This window comes from Erythrobacter longus, from assembly GCF_000715015.1.
Lineage (GTDB): Bacteria > Pseudomonadota > Alphaproteobacteria > Sphingomonadales > Sphingomonadaceae > Erythrobacter > Erythrobacter longus.
In genome coordinates, this window is record NZ_JMIW01000006.1 from 128,738 (window position 1) to 149,410 (window position 20,673).

The following is a 20,673-nucleotide window of genomic DNA, read 5'->3' on the forward strand; positions in this document are numbered from 1 at the left end:
AAAATTCGCTCCGAGGCTCGGCGCTTTCCTTAATGCGCACCGCATTACCGTTGCCGTAAACCATGCCAACAGAAGCATGCGCCCTGTACGAACAGTTCGGTGAATCGAGATCAATGAGGCGCTAGGCCCAAGCGTAGGTCAGATCCTTCTTCCAACGGAGATTCATGATTCCGAATTTGACGGCATAGGATGCTCCAAGGGTGCACGCATGGAGATGAAAAATTCGCGCATTTGAGACCAGTTTGATCATCCGCGGCTCTGCATCCCCGAACTCTTCAACGATGAAGATGTGCGAGGTATCGTTTGCTTGGTCCTGACCGATCACTTCGGTGACCGCGAGAACGTAGCGCTTCGGCACGATCGTGCATTTGCCCAGATCCTGAGCACCCTCAATCACCTTCACGATCGCGTCTTGATAAAGTTTGTTTGCGTAGTCCTTTACTGATGCAAAGTGGCTCGGGGCATCGGACTCCTCGATTGCCTCGATCCATCCATCGAAAGTTGTCCGCACAGCTAAGAATGGTTTGAGGCTGTGCCCTTGCGAAACCGCATGTTCGCGTTCCTGAAGCCAATCTTCATAGGTCTCACCGAGGTCTGGATCACAAGGCATGTATTCTCGAAATCTGGCCCATTCACGCCGATTGAGTTCAGGGAAAATGAGACCTACCGTCGGGCTGGTATCGATGCCTGTGCTGTTCAGCCTAGGGCGACCGCCGATATAGAAATCAGAAGAGGAACCTAGCGGTGGAGCGGGTTTCACGAATGTCTGCCCGTCGACATCGAACTCGCTGTCTAGGACCGGGCCCTTGGTCATTTGAGCGGCATTCGGGCTCGTGATTATCTCGGTCATTGCGCGCTCCGCATACTCATTGAACGCCGCTCGTAGCGCTGGAAACTCAGCAAATTCTTTGTCGAGTGAGACTGCAACGTACTCAATCGGCCAGATAGCGAGGGAATCAAAGCCATCGCTATGCAAGTAGGCGCCAGCCACGACGACGCCATCAATATCGCCGATGTAAGTGCGCGCGCGGCGACCCGCGAGAGCGACAATCTCGTCGTGATCCAAAGCGGTGTTCATGCTGTTAATCAGCAGAAGCACGGACCGCGTAGTTTCAGGGCATTCCAAGCGCGTTTGCTTCATTTGCCCCTTCGCTTTCCTGACAGCGCTCTTGATGGGGCTTTCCATCGCATTGTCGTATGCTCGCTGCGCTGACGCATCGAGCCGATCGCGATCGAGGACGTGAACCGGTCGTTCCGGATCTAGCTCGGTAAAAAGCGCGGCCAACTTGGCTTGACGGGGTGCTTTGTCCAAGCCCTCATCTTCCATGATCTTCAATTCGATCACGGTTTCACCAAGGATGTAGTCGGCATTCGTTTTTTTCTTTTGCGCCTGATCCGGATGTGCGCGCCGACCTCCAGCATTGTCAATTATCTCATCGACAATCTGCTCTGTGAGCGGCCTGAGGTATGTCGTGGCGGGACCGAGCATCACTTGCCGTCGTCGCCGTTGTAACCATCATCGGCGTCAGGCTTCCCAGTGCCCACCGCCAGAAGTAGTTCTCGCCACAACTGGGGCGGGATAGGCAAGCGTTGGCTGCGACATGCCATTGGGACGAGCACCCAATGACCAAGGCGGACTGCAGAAAGATCATCGAAATGCGTGTTACTTCTGGCTTCCTCGAGTACGTAGTATAGCGTGTCAGATGTGCCAGTCGTCACTGGAATGCCGGTAAGCGCCGCGCCGTGGTTGTGACGCCCCAGATAGAGATTTGCTTCGCTATCTTCGCTCGGCAGCCAAGTTTGGAATGTGCAGTGCTCAAGCGCCTCCGATTTGAATTTGGCAATCTCGTCAAGAAGCTCTCGCTTGCCGCGCGCTGCAGCCCACAGCGCCAGCATCGGAAAGAGAATGCTCCCTTCAGTATTGGCCTTGCGGTATTCCTCGCTAGGCTCCGAAGGGTGCTCGACCAAATCCCAATACGAGTGGCTTGTAATCGGATAACGACCGTGGACGTTAAACGCGAAGATCGAGCGCTTTGCCAATTCTTCTGCCCATTCGTCGATCGCGCCATGCGCATTTGGTCTGGAAGCCAGCAATGTAAATGCGAGCGCAATATCTATAGCCTGCCAATCGGCGACAGGTGATAGCAACGCTCGATTGTTGCTCACGATCTGCATCATATGGTGACAGAGCCGATCGATCAGCTTGATCTTGTCCAAATTGGCTTCCTGAAGCACCTCCGGCAAAGAAGTCAGATAATCGTCATCGAGCAGAACCGGGCCGGTGGCAGGTGAAAGTTCCCAGACGATCCACAGGCCTCGCATCGCCAAGCGTCCGATCAAATCGAAAAGCTTCAAATTGACGTCGACTGAAGCGGGAGAACTGACCGCCGAGGAAAGCGCGTGACGGACCCCCGCATGGGGAAGGATTTTAGCTTCGAATAACTCATCCCAAATCGAGAAATGAAGGTTGGCCAGTTCATTGATTACCGCCCCCGCATTGGCGGCGGTCTTGCCGCCACGCGCGACGTCTTTCTTAAGCAGCTCCCAAGCTTCAAGAAGAGACCGCTCACTCGCGAGAAACGGTGCTTCGACATTGTCAGCCTCTCGCGCCCAGACGAACATGATCCAGACGCAGATGTTGATTAATCTGGCCTGCGACAATCTGTCGGCCGCAGTCTTGCCAGGGGCCCCAACGACGGCTCGAAGTAGACGGCCAAAGTGCTCAAGGGACACATCAGGCTGTTCGACCATTGCGACGCTTTTGCGCAGGTGTCCGCGCATCGCGCCTAGAAAAAGGTCTTCACGCAAAATGCCTTGGAGCACCACTTCCGCAAGACGGTCGCCGTTCCATTCTTCGAATGTGATCCGGTCACTGGAATTACGGGTCATGTAGCCGGTCACCTCGGCGCGGACCTCCTCTTTGATTGCGCCGCCGAAGGTAAGACAGATGGCTACCGGTAGGTCTGAATATTCAGGCGGAATGCGACTGCACACATAGTGATCGAGTATCTCGTCGAGTGAGGGCCTCAAACTCTGCGGCGAGGCTGTATTCCATTCGGTCCTGTCGAGATCACCTGACTTGACCGAGAAAAGATGCACCCGGCGAACGCCGTCTTGGCCTTCTCCAACGGCAGCCACATCGACCCCATACTGACGCGTTCCACGCCCTGGTCGTGAGTATACAGTGAAACCTAGCTCGGTAAGGAGGTCAGGAAGAACCGCGTCGAGCTCGCCACGCTCGCGCAACGATGCGAGATATTCACGGATGACGAGCTTCATAACGTCACCGAGCGCATCGCACGGAAGACCCGCAAGGTGTAGTCGAGATCGAAAGGTTCCAAAATATCGAGCCGCGGCGTCTCGAAGCTGTGATGGAAGCTATGTAGCGGCATTTCATTGCGCTGCTCTTCTCCATCCATGCCGACGAATTTGCTGATGGAACGTGTTCCGTAGAGAAGCACGGAGCGGCTAACTATCGACAACAGGACGGACTTCTTTTCGGCCTCTTTGTGCGATTGGCGCATCGATTCATGTTGCCGATGACCCTCGATCATGCGTTCGCGCTCGGAAGGAATGAGCTCCTCTATCTCGCCGGCTGCTCGAAGCCCCTCAATGTACTCATCTAACCGGGCCAGAAGGTCGATGATCGCCGGCTGGACAGGATCGACTTCATCCTTGGCGCCCTCCTTCAGCCAATCGGCCAATTCTCCTGAAAAGTTTATGAGAAGCGGGTCGAAAAGGATATCTTGCATTGCCTCTGCCGCCTTGTCACCAACTCCGTGCATCAAGCTGAGAACCAGTGATGCAGCCGTGATAGGATGGAGAAATAGATACCCGATTGCTCGATGGGCCAGCAAAAGGAGCTCGTCATCCGGCCTAGCGAGCGTCGCTTCTGCCGCTGTCAGGATCAATGGCGATTTGCCATAGTGTCCTGCTGTTAGAGACATTGTGGCTTGACCAAGGTTCGGATCCAATGACCCAAGCCAATCAAGAATTACGTTGGCTAGTTGCTCGGAATCTAGCTTCCGCAAGGATGAAGCGAACCCATCGAAGGCCTCAAGTGAAGCGAGCTCACGGTGCTTGGCGATCATTTTTGTAACGAGCGTCATTGCTTCGTCGAGACGGCCATGATCAACCAGTTTGCGCGCAGCGCTGCCAATATTGCTGATCGTTGCGCTGTTCTTCAATTCGACCTTTTGGAGAATGGTTGTGGCGTTTGCGACAAGCGAAGGAAGCAATTCTTCCCCGTGGAACATGAGCTCTAGCGAAAGCTGGTGTAGCGCGTGCTCCGAAGCGTTTGGTTCGGAGCTCTTCAGAACCTGGCAAGCCCAGTCTTCCATGTGTGGGTGGGCGCGCGCTATTTCGCACGCTGCGGTCATGACGTGGCCCAGAGTTTTGTCGTCAGACGCAATAGCTGCGGCCATAAGTGCCTTGCCAGCCTCCTCCAAAGATTTAGCCGATGCCAGTTCCATCGTGCCAATGGCCTTTGCAGCCGCCGAACGGGTCGCCGGCTGAACGTCGGCTAGATGAGCGAGCGCGCGAGCCAAGGCCTCACCGGGATCGGACTTGGCGAGCGCCTGCAGTGCCAGATAGATATATGCTGAGTCTTCAGGATCGTCGGTATCGATTGCGGCAAGCACGGCCTTGGCCCGCTCGCCCTGCTCAGCCCACTCCCGGAATGCGCCATTCGGCATCCCTGCTGCACCATCGTTGCCTGCACGCGCTACCAATGCCTTCACGGCGTTAAGCATATCAGAGACTTCAGCATTCAGTGCCGGAATCAAATCGCAGTAGACCATCATGACCGTGAAGAAGTCATGTTGATTGATCGTGGCAGTCACGATGGATCGCGCGGCCACAAGGACATCGATCATGCCATCATTATGAAGCCTGCACACCTTCGCACGAAATTTGGTGCCGACATCTGCGGAACGCCGCTTTCTCACCCGTTCAACAAATAGTTCTGGAAGCGTGCCAGATTTGTAACTTGAAGTTATTTCGTCTTTTAGCGCCAAGTTACCCTCACAATTACAATCTAAGCGTCCTTCATCGAAGTCCTTGAAACAGGCTGTATATCGGCCCTCGCTGGTCAACTAGCCTAAGATGCGTAACGGATTGACAAAGAACCCAGAATCGCTCCCGAGCTGGGACTAGAGCCGAACCCCGTTGTTCCACCCAATTTAGAAGCTGACAACTGTTCCACTCAGCAAAACCTTGAGCGGTGGTGATGACAGCTTCTCTAAAATTTCGCATTGATAGCCGTTCGTCCACACTAGGCCCACTTCATCCCCTTTCGCTACAAGCCAATCTCGAACGGCTTTATCCGCTCTTTGGTCAGCTCTGGTGCCTTTTCTCTTTCAACCGGTAGTTCGTGATTGGTTGCTTGGATCTGACTAGCGCGCTGTCCCTTGGCTGCCGCTAGGCCAAGTCGCTCGGTGATTTCAGTGGCTGATGTCTTCTCGCCCAGATTGGTAGCAATCCCTCGCCCAACCTTGTCCCGGTTGTCGACGATCAGCGTGAGCTCGTCCCGCAATCGCGTGATCGTAACGAGGAAATTGCGCTGCGAGAGCAGTCGCCGCTCGCGGCTGTCGAGCACGGCGATCCCCTTATCTGCCGTGAGGCCCTGCGCCATATGGGCGTTGAGCGCATAGGCGAGGTCGATCCGCTTCAGCATCGGGTCGTTCGGCTTCAGTCTATGCTCCATGCCGCTGGAGCTCATGACCGTAACCCCATCCTGATCGATCGCGGTGACTGTTGCCCGGTCTGCATTTATCATTCCACGTCTATGGTCGCTCGCCGTCCAACGGATGGCGCTCCCGGTATAGAGATCGAGATCCTTCTTCTCGAACAGCTGCAATGTTTGGTCGCTACCCTTCGCCGACAACCTTGCTGGCACGAAGCGGCGCAAATGCCCTCGCTCATCGCGAAGCGTAACAACACCCTTCTCGGTATCGATAGCGGCGACCTCATGGCTTCCGCGTCCGAGCCCATGGCGCGATTGGCGGCTTGCCACTTCAAGCACCATGCCCGGCGCGTAATTGCGCGCGTAGCGCAATTCCTCGCGTGTCGCATTCACACGGGTCAGAACCGCAAGCCTTGCGCTCGCTGGTCCGATTTCGTCGTTGGCGGCAAGCCCTGTCTGGACTGCGGCATTTATCTCAGAGCGCAAACGACGACCTGCCGCAAAGATCGATGTGCGTTCGCGCTCAACAGGCGGAAGGGACAGCCAGCGTTCTGCCGCAACGATTGCACTGTCTTCCTGGACCTCGACGATATGATCCTTGAGATGTTCGAGTGCATCGCTGGTTTTGCCCGACTGGGCCGCCTGCTGCGCCCTCTTCAATGTATCTGAGCGCGCACGAAGATTGTGGTCCATGCGCGCCGTTTCGGTCCCTGCGCGCTGCGCCAAAGCAAAGGGCTTGCCCGCTTCGACAGCACCTAATTGCTTTTCATCACCCATCAGCACAAGGCGATCCACCTTGAGCAGATTGGCAAGCCGGATCAGCCGGTCCTGGTCGCGGGTAGAAACCATAGAGGCTTCATCGAGAACCAGGAAAGCGTCGCGATAGTCGTCGCGCGCAGCGGCGATCTCGGCTTTGCCTGCCGAGCCATCGAGCAGCTTACGATTCTGCCCGAGAAAGCGATGCAGGGTCATCGACGGGATGCCGGTATCCTTCTCCAGCATGCGCACCAGCGTGTTCTGAACACCCAAGCCGATGACTCGCTTGCCGTGCTCTTCCAGTAGCTGATTGAGGGGCCGCAACACGCTCGACTTACCCGCCCCCGCGACACCCTGGACGGCTACGACGCGATTGGTCGAAGAAAGGATCAACCGTCCAGCTGCTTCCTGCCCTGCGTTTAGCTTCATCCCGTAGTTTAGAGCCGCCGATGCTTGCAGATATGGTCCCGCCGTGTCTGCTTCGAGGATTGGACTAACTGCGCCATTTCCCTTTTGGATCTCGGCCAGCATGCGGGTCTCCAGCGTCAAGGCATCTGATGTGGTCAACCACCCTTTTTGCGCGCCTCGCCCGCGCAACAGCGCTCCCTGATAAGCAAGTTGCCCAATGCGCTTCTCGACGGACTTCATCGTGGTCGGCAAACCGAAATCGAGCGATGCCTTGGCAAGATCTGTGGCGGTAAACGCCGCCTCTCGTTCGGACAAATGCCGCACCGCCGATGCGACCGCATGAGCTGTCGCAATCTCTTCGCGGCCCTTCATATAAAGCCGCTTGGGAATGAGCGGATCGCCCTCCATGATACCCATTCGCTCCGCGACGCTGGCGATCATTGCCTTGCCCCGTTCAAGTAGAGTGGGGCGATCATTTGCCCGCTTCGTTGCCGCTACAGTCAGCTCGTGCGAACGCAGCTTGGCGTCGCGCACCATGCCTTCAAGGTCGAGCCCGTGGTCCCAGGCCTTTCCTTCCCATTGGCTCATCAAGGCATCGCGATCGACATCGCTTTGCTTGGCCTGCCGGGTTGCCAGCGTTGCCACTACACCCGCCTCAAGCCCGCCGCCGCGTCGGGCTTCTAGCACCTCCTGCCGCCGCGTCGAGAAGGCCATCACCGCATCCCGGTCGATGCCCTTGGCCTCGAAATTGCCGTGCTTCCCGAATTCACCAATGCGGTAGCCAAGTTTCTCAGCCTCGATCCGGAAGCGCGCCATCGTCATGGCATTAAGCAAGGTATTATGCTGCCACAGCTTGTCGTTGCGCAGCGCCCTCCACTTATCGTCCTTGTCCTGCGTCATGTTGGCGACGACCGCGTGGAAGTGGAGGTTCGGCTCCTGGTTGCGGTTGGTATCGTGCTGGAACAGGGCAACGGTCAGGTTATCGCTCGCATTGAGCCGTTCTTTGCCGCCCTTCTCGGTGCGGTATTGCGCCGCATTTTTCTCCGCCCATTGGAGGGTTTCAACCACCGCTGAACGATACGCGTCGATGATCCGTTGATCCTTGCCGACGAGCGCCAGAAGCGACCAGCTCTTTGGCAACGAAAAGGTCAGATCTGTCCCGGCGCGGTGATACTGGCCCTGATGCCCGATACGTTCGCCATTGGGCAATTCTCCGCGCAAGATTGCCTCAAACGCTTTGGCATCGACCGTACCCGAAAGACCCAGCCGCTCGGCACCTTTGCCGACCCAGATCCCGGATCGATCGGCGTCCGCCTTGGTGTAGTAATTGTCATTGGCGAAGTAGTTCGCAGCACCGCCAGCCGAGCGCACATTGGCAACCGAAAGCATCGCTCAGCGCCCCTCGCGCTTCGCGGCTTTGCGCTCGCGATATTCACGAATGCGTCGTTGGTAAGCGACCAGAACCCGGTCCCGCAGCTCCTTATCCTTGTGGGTTCGGAGCCAGCCGTCGAGGGCGATCTTGGTGAAGAGCAGATCGGCCAGAACCTGATCGCGGAACGCCTCGTCCTGGGGCTGCTCCAGAGCCTCGATGACGGTGAGTTTCAGCCACTGGCTGACACTCATATGCGCTGCATCAGCAGCGGCTTTAACAAGCGCATGAAGGTCTTCGTCGACATAGCATTGAAGGGCAAATCGCACGGCGTCACCTGACGTTTGGCCGCCCCTCTTCGGCCCAATGCCCCCTCTCGACTGACATCAGTCTACGGCAGCGGCCACCCTGTAGGAAAACGCTATTTTTCGATTTCAAATTAATATCTTAGCGGCGGATAACTCAGATGTGAGTTGCGGATCGAGAAGTGACATCAGATGACATTACTTGGCGACCAATGCCGAAATATCGGTGAAACCCGCAGAAATCCTCGCATCCCAAACACCGGATCTCCGGGTACGGTGTGCTGGGTCAATCCCATTCTGAATTGCGTCCTATTGACCAGTTGCTCTTGCGCTCGCATCGACGGAGAAAGTGCTTTTATTTCAGCATGGAAGCGTAGCGCAGCGCCGAAGTTAGTGGGCAAATTTGCTGCTAAGCGATGGTCTATAAGTCCCGCGTTCTTCCTCAAATGTTCCGCAATAGGGACCAAATAGCCAACATGAGTATGGGACTAGGAAGAAGGCGGATTTGCCGCCTCCCGGCCCCGTGACCAAGAATTTATGTGGGTCAAACTTATCCTTTTGCGGGTGCCTCCGTTTTATAAAGATGCGGTCTGCTGGGCCTTCAAATCGCTCGGAAGCCATCGAAGCAACGTTATCTGCGGGCGTCTAGCTTTCATCTTAGCATTGAGGCTTATCGTGCACTCAATCTGTAAGCTACTGCAGCTCCATCCATGTCCTGATGCAACTGCTTCCTCGCAATATGTTCTGATTTGTTGCACGGTAAATGGGTCGCGATACCGCGTCCTCTTTCGAACATCTCCATGACAGTTTCAGTGTCGCAAAGGAGCGAAGCTGCGGGGCGATAGCGGCCCCGCAGCTTGGTCTCTTAATTCACAAATCTTGATCCTCTTTCGAAGGACCAACTTAAGCGTAGAAGTGCAAGTAGTCCGGCGCATCAGACCGCAAACGATCGGTTTCAACTGAGCCATTCACACCAAAGGCGTTCATCTCCTGACGGATCATCATCAGCTTGCGAGAGAGTTCAGCTTGGTCATTCGCTGGCGCAATTGATGCGATCACATCATCATTGGCTGCGGGGGCATTCGCATCCCGAATAATTGAGAGGCGATCTGCCGCAAACCTCTCAAGATACTGCTCACCCGCTGGCCGTGTCTGAAGGCCCGAAGTGCTGGCCACAGTTTGTAGTAAGGCACGCTGATGAGGAGCGTCTTGTGCAGTCTGCGTATTTGAAGTTTGGACAAAGTCAGAGACCTCAATTCGACCTGCGATGTCGATTTCCCTTTGCGGCTCAGCGAACCGACTGAACAAGTCCGAACCACTGCCGAACTGGTCTGTTCGCAATTGCTCGAACAGTTCTTCGAGACTAGGGAATTCACGCGGCAATTGCGGTGCACCCGCATTGCTAAAGAACAAGTCCGACCCGAAAATGGAACCTGGATTGAAAGCTGATTGCGCAATTGGTGCTGTTGCTGGCCGGTAGGCGAGCGACACGTCCGCTGCGGTGCTAGTGGTGCCATTGCTTCTCATAAAGCTAGCGGTTGCTGTCACGGCGTTGCGGTCGAGCTTAACGCGATCATCAAGACCCGTCGCAGCCAAGGAGATGGAGACAATGCCAGCCTCTTCGAGCGTGATCAACTCGCCTGCATCGGTGCGGCCATTGCCATTGCGGTCTTGCCAAACATGAAGCTCGCCAAAGCGGGCATCGCTGCTATCCACCACGCCGTCGCCATTGCTGTCCATAGTGGCAAGGCCTTGTAGCCCAGTGCGGGCTTGGTCATCTTCAGAAGCGAGACTCAGTTCCGAGGCCTCAGTGATAAGCCCATCATTGTTACGGTCGATCACAAGGAAGCCATCATCGCCTGACAGCCAACCCGTTTGGTCGCTGCGTCCATCGCCAGCATAATCAAAGCGAGCGTTCGAACGCTTCATGCGAACCATCTCAACACCATCGCCATCTAGGTCGAGGACTACAGGGGCAAAGCGGCCATAATCGCCGTTTCTGGTTGAGATGATGGTGTTAGCACCAAGCTGGCCTGCGAGACTGTTGACGTTAGAGCGACGACGCTTGCGATCCACGGCAGCCACGCCGCCAGAGATATGGATACGGTATTTCTTGGCCTTGCGATCAAAGTCATACGAAGTTGTATCAAGCTCTGGCAGATTGGTGGCTGCTGAGAAGAAGGTCAAAGCGGCATCTGCAAAATCGCGGGTAACACCGTTTGCAAGGGTGTAGTTGCCGGTGTTGGCAATCGCGACCTCGCCAAACTGCGTCATCGCTTCAACCGGCGTGCCATCAAGATTGACGGACGCAATGCCAACCTCGGCCAAAGTGGCTGTCTCGCCTTCATCAACGGCACCATCGCCATCAGCATCGTTCCAGACACCTAAGTCGTCGAAGCGCTCGTCCTCGCTGTTGAGAACACCATCGCCATTGCTGTCGAACGCCCTTAGCCCTTCAAGGTCAGAGGCCGCGTCCTCAACATCATCGATAAAGCTGATTTCTTGAACGCCGGAGACCGTTCCATTGCCATCGCGGTCGAGGAATAGGAACGCATCATTCGCACCGATCCAGCTTGTGTTGTCAGCAAGGCCATCGCCATCCAAATCAAACAGCGCATCGCTCTCATCAGCACTCACAGTCTGAACGCCGTCGCCAGCCAAATCGAGGATAATGGGCGAGGCGATATTGAGTGTCACCCCATCCTTAAACTCAAGCTGTTCGATTGAAATCAGCGTATTAACGCCGTCATCTCCATCGACCGCTGTGTCGAGATCAACAGTCTGTGTGACATTGAAGAAACCACCTGATGTGAAGATCTGATAATCATCGCGGTCACCCAGCAAATGGGCCGTATCAAAACCAAAGCCGCCAAAGAGCGTATCGTCGCCTTGTCCCCCGTAGAGATCGTCATCGCCCCACAGGCCAACGATACGGTCATTGCCATCGCCGCCCGCAAGCTCGTCGCTGGCAAAACCGCCGAAGATGCGATCATTGCCGCCCGCACCAAAGATCCGGTTGCGGCCAAAGAGCGAGCCGAACAGACGGTTGTTGTTATCATTGCCCTGACGGAAACCGTCGAAGGCGTCGGATGGATCGATATTGATGGTCACGGTCGCGGTCGAGGTGAACTCTCCATCGGTCACCGTGTAGGTGAAACTCGCCTCGCCGACAAAGACCGCATCGGGGATGTAGATGATGTTACCATCGCTATCCACGCTGACTTCGCCAATGGTTGCATCTTGGACGCTGACCAGAGTGAGAGCATCGCCTTCTGCATCCACATCGTTCTCGAACAGCGTGTTCGGATCGATGGCAAGCTCGCGGTTGGCTGTGGTGACGAACACGCCGTCATCTTCTGTCACGGGAGCGGTATTGCCGCCGAGCACGGTGAGTACAAAACTGTTGCTGACGCTTACCTGACCATCCGAGGCGGTGACGGTGATCTCAAAGTCACCAACTTCTGTTGGAACGCTGTTCGAGGCGAGAATGCCGCCAGTAAAGGTCAGCCAGCTTGGGAGGGCGGCGCCATCCGATAGGCTTGCGCTAAAAGTCAGTGCATCGCCATCGACATCGGCAAACACGCCGTTTGCAAAATCAATGGAAAGCGCATCGGCAACGTTCGCTTCCACATCAGCGGTGGCTTGGACGAGGGTAGGTGCATCATTCACTGGATCGATGGTCAGGGTGAACGTGTCAGACACTGTGAGCTCTCCGTCCGTGGCAGTCACGGTCAGATCAAAGGCTCCATTGAAGTCCTGTGGCGGTGTGCCAGTAAAGGTCGTCCCATCGAAGTTTAGCCATGTCGGCAATGCCGTGCCGTCCGAAAGCGTGGCGCTCAGTGTCAAACCATCGCCATCCACATCAGCAAACGCACCCGCTGGAAGCTCTATCGAAAGCGATGCATCCTCATCCGAAGACACATCGGCAAGAGCTTGCACCAGAACTGGCGCGTCGTTCACAGTATCAATCGTGAGCGCGAAGGCAGCATCCGCTGTCAGCTCACCGTCGCTTGCGGTCACCAGCAAGTTCAATGCGCCGTTAAAGTCCTGAGGCGGCGTGCCTGCGAAGGTCGCCCCATCAAAGCTGAGCCAATCCGGAAGCGCGCTGCCGTCTGAAAGCGCCGCAGTGATCGTCAGCGCTGGGCCATCAACGTCGGCGAAGGTACCGTCTGGCACGTCAAAGCTCATAGCCGTGTCTTCTGCGAAGGACACATCGGGCAGAGCCTGCACCAAGGTCGGCGCATCGTTCACCGGATCAATCGTCAGTGTGAATGTATCGCTCGCCGAAAGCTCTCCATCACTCGCTGTGACAGTCAGAGCCAGTGAGCCGTTGAAGTCCTGAGGCGGCGTGCCGGCAAAACTTGTTCCATCAAAGGAAAGCCAAGCCGGAAGCGCGCTGCCATCTTCCAATGTAGCACTAAGCATGAGTGCATCGCCATCTACATCGACAAAACTGCCATCGGGGATGCCAAAGGAGAACGCTGTATCTTCTGGCGAGCTGATATCCGGCAGCACCTGAAGCAACATCGGCGCGTCATTGATCGGATCAATCGTAAGCGTGAACGTATCAGACGCGCTAAACTCGCCATCGCTCGCGGTAACTGTGATCTCAAGCAAGCCATTAAAATGCTGCGGCGGAGTACCCGTTAGGTCTACGCCATCAAATGCCATCCACTCAGGCAGCGAAGAGCCATCTCCAAGGCTGGCTGTCAGTGACAACATGCCGTCATCAACATCCGAGAACGCCGCTGGATCGATTGCAAAGCTAAAGCTTGCTTCTTCCGGGCTCGACTGATCGGCCAGTTCATTCACGAGCACAGGTGCATCGTTTATCGAGGTAGCAAACAGGCTGACCTGTCCGGTTGATTCCAGTCCTTGATCGTCCGCCACGACATATTCAAAGCGGATCAGACCGAACGCATTGGCAGGTGGTGTCAGCGTGATGCTGCCGTCAGATTCGATAACCGCGCTTGCACCTTCTGTGAGAGCCGCCACCGAAGTAATCGAGACTGCTCCACCCTCGGGGTCAATATCGTTCGAAAGGAAGTCCGCAGGTGCTAGGTTGATCGCGACGTCTTCATCGGTGTCGAAAGAGTCGCTACCCGTGCGTACCGCGTCATTGATCGGCGTGACTTCTATGGAGACTGTTCCTACTACAGGATCGGTATCGCCATCGGTAACAAGATACTCAAAGCTCGCTGTGCCAAAGAAATCCGTGTTGGGCGTAAATGTGACCACTCCATCGATGAGCGAAACCACTCCGCCAACCGGGTTTTGCACGGCCACAACGTTGAGTGCAGTGCTGTCAACATCAGTGTCGTTGCCGACCAGCTCAGCAGCGGTGATCTGAAGTGCGGTATCTTCCTCGGTCACAAAGCTGTCCGCAACCGCCTCAGGAGCATCGGCTACGGGGTCAATGGTAAGCGTAAAGCTGTCCGCCACCTCAAGCGAACCATCACTCGCCGTGACCGTCAGATCCAGTGCTCCATTGAAGTCCGGCGGCGGGGTGCCTGTGAAGCTGATACCGTCAAAGCTCAGCCAATCGGGGAGAGGCGAGCCGTCCGACAAGGCAGCAGTCAGTGACAGTGCATCCCCGTCAGGATCAACAAAGGCATCGGAGGGCACTTCAAATTCAATCGAAGCGTCCTCGGCAAACGCGACATCGGCTAAACCTTGATCAAGCCGCGGTGCATCATTGTCGGTGCCAACCGCAATTTCCAGCGTTCGGCTTGCCGACCCAGTGGTGCTCGTTGCAGTGATCACCAGCGAAACAGTGCCATCGAAATCGCTTGGCGAGGTTCCCGTAATCTGACCATTATCGAGCGACACCCACGCGGGAGGCACCGATCCATCGGCCTGTGTCAAAGTGAATTGGAACGCTTCCCCATTGGGGTCAACAAACCAGGTGCTATCAAGCGTCACATTAAAGCCATCGCCTTGGGTCAGCTCAATCTGCTCAAACCCGAGTGCTGCCTCTGGTGGCGTGAGAGAGAATAGCTCAACGCCAGCATCTGAATCGAATTCGATTTCGCCAATCCGGACAAGCAGGTCTGCATCTCCTGCGTCGGGCAAGAGACTCTGCACCTCGAACCAGCCATTGCCAAGAGCCGTAATCTCAAAATCGCTGCGGGCTCCAGAATAGGAGACTACATCGGTCTGGCCGGATTCAGCGCTCCAACCAGGGGCTGAAACAAACTGGCCAACATCCTCACGCAAAGCCTCCCCTTCGCCCACAATAAGATCACCATCCGACTGGGCAAAGATAGTGTCGAAACCAAGCCCGCCAAAGATGTTGTCACTGCCATCTTCGCCATGGATTTCATCATTGCCAGAACCACCATAGAGATCATCATCTCCAAGGCCGCCAAAAATCACATCGTTGCCATCTTCTCCGAAGATGCGATCATTTCCATCTGCCCCGGGTTCGGGGGGAGGCGGAGGATCACCGATACCAATACCGATGCCTGTAAGGGGTGTTAGTGGAGTTCCACCACCGCCACCGGGGGGCAAAGGCGAGCCACCACCACCGCTGGAACCGGTCAGGAAGTCATCTCCAGCACCGCCGAAGAGTTCGTCCTCCCCTTCGCCGCCCGAAATAGCGTTGTTTAGGGCGTTGCCTCTGATGATGATGCCTTCGTCAGAGGCATTGGCATCGAGAGCCTCGTCCCCAAGCACGACCTCTTCGATATTGGCATCAGCGGTGTAGCTGAGTGTATTCGAAACAACGGTGTCAAAGCCTTCACCCGCCGCTTCGACAACCACATCGCCAGAGCTATCGATAACATACGTGTCATCTCCGAGCCCACCGATCAGCTCATCGTCACCCGTGCCGCCATCAAGCCGGTCATTGTCTGCCCCGCCGAAGAGTAAGTCAGCCCCATCATTGCCTTGCAAGACGTCTGCGCCTTCGCCGCCCTCAAGCGTGTCGTCGCCGTCCCGTCCAAGGAGGATATCATCGCCGCCAAGGCCACTAAGCGTATTGTTCTCATCATTACCCGCAATACGGTTATCGCCTGCATTACCGGTGCCGGAGATCGCAGAACCGGTGAGAGTGAGTTCTTCGATGCTATCAGACAAGGTGTAGTCGATTGCGGCCTCAACTCGGTCGATGCCTGCATCCGCTGCTTCGGTGATTGTGTCGCCAGCGGAATCTACGACATAGGTGTCATCGCCGAGCCCGCCTTCAAGCGAATCGGCATCGGCTCCACCATCGAGCAGGTCTTTGCCGTCACCACCCCGAAGAGTGTCTTGGCCTTCATTGCCGAACAGCTCATCATCACCGCCTGAACCGTCGATAATGTCATCACCAGCACCACCTGTGAGGATGTCATCTCCCGCAAGCCCATCGATGGTGTCGTTTCCTTCAAGGCCGCCAATGCGATCGCGAATATCAGTTCCTACGAGAGCATCATCTTCCTCGGTTCCTGCAATCGGTGCAGAGAACTGGCGCGCCTCGACTGCGTCAAGGAAACCTTGAACGGTGTAAATTGTGTCGGTCTCAAAGACCTGAATCTCGTCAAAGTCTGTGAGTGTGGTTGTTCCCAGAACACCCCAGCGATCAGAGATGGTGATATTGCTCGCATCACCCGTCACTACGAGTGTGTCGAGCGTCCACTCAACGATCAGCCGGTCATGTCCTGCACCGCCAGTGTAACTAGCAAGGCCGCGCTCAAGCCGCACTTCCTGATCACCAACCGTGGCATTTTGCGGCGAAGCCGTAATCTCGGGTGTTGAGAGGGTTTGAGCAGCTAGCGGGGCGGGGCCTCCGTTCTCTGTCGGAGAGCCTTCACCCGCTGGGCCTTGGCTCGGATCAGGGGCCGGACCACCATCTCCGGCCTCACCCATTTCTGGAGCGGGAGGCTCCGGGGAGGGTGGCGCTGCGGGCGCGGAAAGGGGACCGTCAACCCGCTCAAGCAAGTCAAATCCGCCATTTCCGCCATCTGCAAAAAGTGCCGAAAATCCACCAATGACGCTGATGTCACCGGTTCCCCCACCAGTAAACGCAAAAACGTCTTCGATAAAGATAGAGCCGCCATCAACAAACTCGATGAGGATGTTGCCTCTTATGGCGAAGGTGGGTGTGATTTCTCCATTGTCTTGAACTTCCTGTTCAGACTTCACGCCAAAACGGAAAGTCACTTCATCGCGATTGTAATCTGAGAAGTCGAACGAAAAGCTGCTTTGATAAACCGAGTAATCGGGAAATGGCTCGTTGGGTCCGGCAAAACCAAACGTCCCTTCATTCCGCATCCGAACGCGGTCCGCCCCGTCACCGCGTTGATAGTGGTAAGCGACCCTGCCATTGAAATCGAGATCAATAGTATCGTTGCCTTCGCCCACATCGAGTAGGTAGCTAGGGCCGACGCCTCCACGAGTTGCAGACATTCCTCCAATAGAGATCACAATCGCATCGTCGCCAAAGCCGCCGATTGCAGAACCAATGGCATCAAATGTGGTATCAGCGCCAACTGTGTTAATCCGAAGATCAGGGAGCGACATCTCCTGCGCCACCGAAACAGACGAGCGCTGATCGATAATGACATCGTTACCATGCCCGGCGATAAACCGGTTTGTGCCATTTCCACCAATCAGCACAGAGTCCGGCAAAGTCTCTGCAATGCTGATTGTGTCATTGCCATCACCGCCAGAAATGATCTTTTCTTCATCGCTGAAATCAGAAATTGTATCGTCGAAGTCTGAGCCAAAGATAGTGGTGTTGAAGTTGACAAAACGGATTAGGCCGCCGGTCTCCTCGTCACGCACTTGGCTTCCACCGGCCGTATTCAGATTGATCGCCAGTCCGCCGCGAGCATTTTGTCCGAAGAACGACTGCCGTGACGGTAGCGCATCAGGCGAGCTGCGTGCAAAGATTTCTATATCAGTATCGGCAGCGATATTTCCGGTCAGTCTGAACTGAGCGTCGCGCGAATCTACAATCACACGCTCAACGCTCGTAAGCATATCTTGGAGCGCCAGAGCGGAAACTCTAAGATCACCCTGTGCCGCGTTACCATTGTAGGACACGTTTACTGTCAGAGAATTCTGATAAACGGCGGTGTCTCTTCCATCTCCTCCATCAATCTGATTTGTGCCTCGGCCAGCGTAGAAGAAGTCATTGCCTGTACCACCCTCCAGGATGTCATTTCCTGACCCGGTGAAAAAGGCATCGGCGCCATCAGAACCAGAAAGCCGGTTGGTACCGTTGCCTGATATGATTAAAACAGGATTCTCATCATCGAAGAAGTTGGTAATGCCACCCTCGGTATTGCGGTTGTTTTCTAAATTGCTGTCAAAAATAATAAGTTGGGAACTGTTGTCATCTTCACCATTAGCTAAGAAGGTTCCGGAAAGCGTCGATCCTGCTGTGATCACAGCCCTCTCAATTCCAGAGCGCCAGAACGCCGACTGGCCGAGCAAGAAAGCGCGCTGCTGATCGTCTGTTACTATTTTTGACAGCTGAGCATCGATCAACTGATCCACAAATTCCTCGCGATTGCTCGGTGTATGCGGTTCGCGAAACGCCTCCGGGTTCTGCGCTCCGCCAACATATTGTGACCACGTCGCATCAGACAGGTCGACAAACAGACTCTGCCCCGATGATCCAACTGTCAGAATGCCATTAACGGCTTCCGAATTCGTGGCAGACACAATCCTGCGGCTTGCAAGAAGGCCAGCAAATTCCGCAACGGAACCGCCCAACAGCTCAAGCGTGTCATCAGAAAATACATTGCTGAAGCGTTCGACAAAGTTACCCAGATCATCTGCGTCGTTGTAGAGTGCACGGATACCCGTATCACCGAAGACACGGGTTCCCTCGTTGATCGCGGAATATGCGATCATTGAGCTCATTTGAGCGCCTGGTTTGGCCCCGCCAGTGCCTTCTTCGCCAGCGCTCAGGCCCAGAGCGTCTGCGATTTCGTCGTCTGACGCGCTTGGTAAAATGTATTGGATCGAAGTTTCCCAATTATTGGTGCTTGATCCACTTTCTCCGTTCGCGCCGCCCCATTGTTCTTGGCCGAATAGGGTGATTGACAAAAGCGACATGCTATGGAGATCAATAGGGTTGAGCGAGCTATCAAGGTCACGGTTGTCAACTTCTACGACCCCAGCGCGGTCGCCTGTTAGAGTATCGGATAGCCCCTCAAAGAATTGATCAAAGGTTAGACCGAGTAAACCTGATGAAGCTTCGTCAGAGACGGCGGAAATGACCGGAGCAAGTGCGGCTGCGATGACCGGAGATAACATCTGAAGATTAGAGATTGGTGCTGCGATCTCGCCCTCAAGATAATACCCGTTCACCACTGAAAAGTCGGGGCTTAACAGGGCAACATTCTCAAAATAGGTGTTGAAAAACTGTAAGAAAGGCACCCCTTCCGAGTCTGTAGTCGCCGCAGTCAAGAGTGTTGTTGGAATTACACTGTCCAGATCAGTGAAGTAAACAAGGAGGTCGAGGAGGCTGGCATTTTGAAGTCCCAGGTCAGCAAGTGTTTTTGCATAAGCCTCGTTGGCGACCTGGGTATTTGTTGCCGAGCCGTACGGGATAGGGTCAAACACAACCGTGCTCAAACCACCTCGTGACCCAGCATAACCCGCCAAGCCTCCGCCCAGCGAGTGTCCGGTCAGGGTGATGTTTGATGACCCGTTGAGTGTATCGACGCCCTTGAAGCCCGTTCCGGTAACATCGACCAAGAAATCATACGCGTGATCGATCTGGACGGGATATTCGAGGCCAGTAAAAAGGCTCCAGCCCCCAAGGAAATCGGCGACGATGGCGTTGTACTCTTCTGCTGTGGGATTGAACGGGTCGTTGGGGAAATTCGTGCCCCGATAGGAGATGACCGTCTCGCCGTTCCAATCATACGCGATGGCGTAAAAGCCTGCGTCTTCCGCAGTATCTCCAATCTCGATTTCGCTGTCTGTCTTAATCGTAGCGTTACCGATCTTCGTTACGTTTGCTTCAAAATCCAAACCATTGAGGCCTGATCCATATCCTCGGTTATAAGCGTCAAGGGCTAAGAGCGAAAGAAAGACATCTGAGTTCATTTTTTGGCTCCTTTGCGGAATGCTGTTTCACTTAGAGTAGCGTGGAGCGGTAAGGCGATCCCGCTTGGAGGACGTTCCGACATTGGTATTTTCCCGATTGCACCTTCCGTCTCGGCCAACCACCCCAACCGCTCTTCAATCCCTGTCGTCACCGGATCGTCGGTCAGCTCAGCGGTTATGCGCTTCAGCTCCACACCCTCGCCAAAGCTTGCGGCCAGATCATCGGGATCGACCCGCGCAACGCTGGTCGGATCGGCCTCATCGCCGAAGGTCACCAGCATCGGATAGGCCGGGCGCTCACCGATATGCCCGACCGGAGGCCAGGTGCGCGGCAACTCCTGCTTGCCCTCCAATAGCAGCACATCATCGAAAGGATTGTCGTCTTGTGCATCGGGCGCGAGCAAAGGTACGACCGCTGCAGCCCATTGCCCACTCTGACCATTGCCCAACAATGCATAAAGCGTCTGTCCACCCGGCAGGTCAACCGCCACAGCCTCGCCGCGTATTCGCGTTCGTAAGATTGAAGCCGATGGATTGATTACGGGGTCTGCCACAGCCCTTTGAACTTCAATGACGCTCGATCCTGTACGCAACCCCTCAGGCGTGTCGACCTCAACGGTCAGACGATAGCGATAGTCTGGGGCCGCATCCTCTGCTGTGCAGCCAGTGGAAGCAAGCAAAGCACTAAGCAATGCACCCACAAGAAAACCACTCAGTTTCATGCTGCCTGCTCCATCGCTTCATTGTCATTGGAAGCAGCCAACACCCCGCCAAGCGAGTGTCCGGTGAGGGTGATGCGATCATCGCCGAAATCGGGCGGGGTGATGAAATCCGCTTCGCCGCGAAATGTGTTGCCGGTGACATCTTCGTAGAAAGCCCGCGCAAGATCAGCCTGGCTGTGGCGATCAAAGCCCAGGAAGAAGTTCCACCCACCCCACAGGTCTCTGGCAAAATCGAAGACGCCTTCTGTGGTGATGTTGGCAAAGTCAGGAAAATTCGTCCCACGATAGGAAATGATGGTCTCGCCCTGCCATTCATAAGCGATGGCGTAAAAGCCGGCTGCCTCGTCGATACGACCATCAGGTGCTTCTCCCAATCGCGAAGAATCC

Annotated in this window: 8 protein-coding genes; all 8 read right to left on the reverse strand. The window is 55.4% G+C overall.

Going from position 1 to position 20,673, the window contains the following annotated elements:
- Positions 1–121 precede the first annotated feature (121 nt).
- The 8 genes from EH31_RS12815 to EH31_RS12850 all read right to left on the reverse strand — a co-directional run bounded on the left by EH31_RS12815 (position 122) and on the right by EH31_RS12850 (position 20,660).
- Complete coding sequence (locus EH31_RS12815) at positions 122–1,489, reverse strand: hypothetical protein (protein ID WP_034960898.1); 1,368 nt, start codon at positions 1,487–1,489, stop codon at positions 122–124.
- Positions 1,489–3,279 (reverse strand): hypothetical protein, encoded by a 1,791-nt coding sequence (locus EH31_RS12820; RefSeq protein WP_051699243.1) that lies wholly within the window; start codon positions 3,277–3,279, stop codon positions 1,489–1,491. Before EH31_RS12820 ends, EH31_RS12815 begins: the two co-directional genes overlap by 1 nt.
- Complete coding sequence (locus EH31_RS12825) at positions 3,276–5,015, reverse strand: hypothetical protein (protein WP_034960901.1); 1,740 nt, start codon at positions 5,013–5,015, stop codon at positions 3,276–3,278. Before EH31_RS12825 ends, EH31_RS12820 begins: the two co-directional genes overlap by 4 nt.
- A gap of 281 nt (positions 5,016–5,296) precedes the next feature.
- A complete protein-coding gene (gene mobF, locus EH31_RS12830; protein WP_034960902.1) occupies positions 5,297–8,236 on the reverse strand; it encodes a MobF family relaxase in 2,940 nt (979 codons plus the stop codon).
- Positions 8,237–8,239: 3 nt separating this feature from the next.
- The gene (locus EH31_RS12835; protein ID WP_034960904.1) at positions 8,240–8,545 is read right to left on the reverse strand and encodes a hypothetical protein; all 306 of its coding nucleotides are present in this window, start codon (positions 8,543–8,545) and stop codon (positions 8,240–8,242) included.
- Between the two features lie 879 nt (positions 8,546–9,424).
- Positions 9,425–19,564: a tandem-95 repeat protein gene (locus EH31_RS12840; RefSeq protein ID WP_034960907.1), complete on the reverse strand. Its 10,140-nt coding sequence runs from the start codon at positions 19,562–19,564 to the stop codon at positions 9,425–9,427.
- The gene (locus EH31_RS12845) at positions 19,561–20,286 is read right to left on the reverse strand and encodes a hypothetical protein (RefSeq protein ID WP_051699244.1); all 726 of its coding nucleotides are present in this window, start codon (positions 20,284–20,286) and stop codon (positions 19,561–19,563) included. The genes EH31_RS12840 and EH31_RS12845 overlap by 4 nt, the downstream gene beginning before the upstream one ends.
- On the reverse strand, positions 20,283–20,660 hold the full coding sequence (locus EH31_RS12850; RefSeq protein ID WP_152553568.1) for an alpha/beta hydrolase family protein: 378 nt from the start codon (positions 20,658–20,660) through the stop codon (positions 20,283–20,285). The genes EH31_RS12845 and EH31_RS12850 overlap by 4 nt, the downstream gene beginning before the upstream one ends.
- Positions 20,661–20,673 lie beyond the last annotated feature (13 nt).

What these genes read in the sequence shown, in the direction of transcription:
- EH31_RS12815 (WP_034960898.1), bottom strand. Translation starts at nt 1,489, where the DNA reads ATGCTCGGTCCCGCCACGACATACCTCAGGCCGCTCACAGAGCAGATT.
- EH31_RS12820 (WP_051699243.1), bottom strand. Translation starts at nt 3,279, where the DNA reads ATGAAGCTCGTCATCCGTGAATATCTCGCATCGTTGCGCGAGCGTGGC.
- mobF (WP_034960902.1), bottom strand. Translation starts at nt 8,236, where the DNA reads ATGCTTTCGGTTGCCAATGTGCGCTCGGCTGGCGGTGCTGCGAACTAC.
- EH31_RS12840 (WP_034960907.1), bottom strand. Translation starts at nt 19,564, where the DNA reads ATGAACTCAGATGTCTTTCTTTCGCTCTTAGCCCTTGACGCTTATAAC.
- EH31_RS12845 (WP_051699244.1), bottom strand. Translation starts at nt 20,286, where the DNA reads ATGAAACTGAGTGGTTTTCTTGTGGGTGCATTGCTTAGTGCTTTGCTT.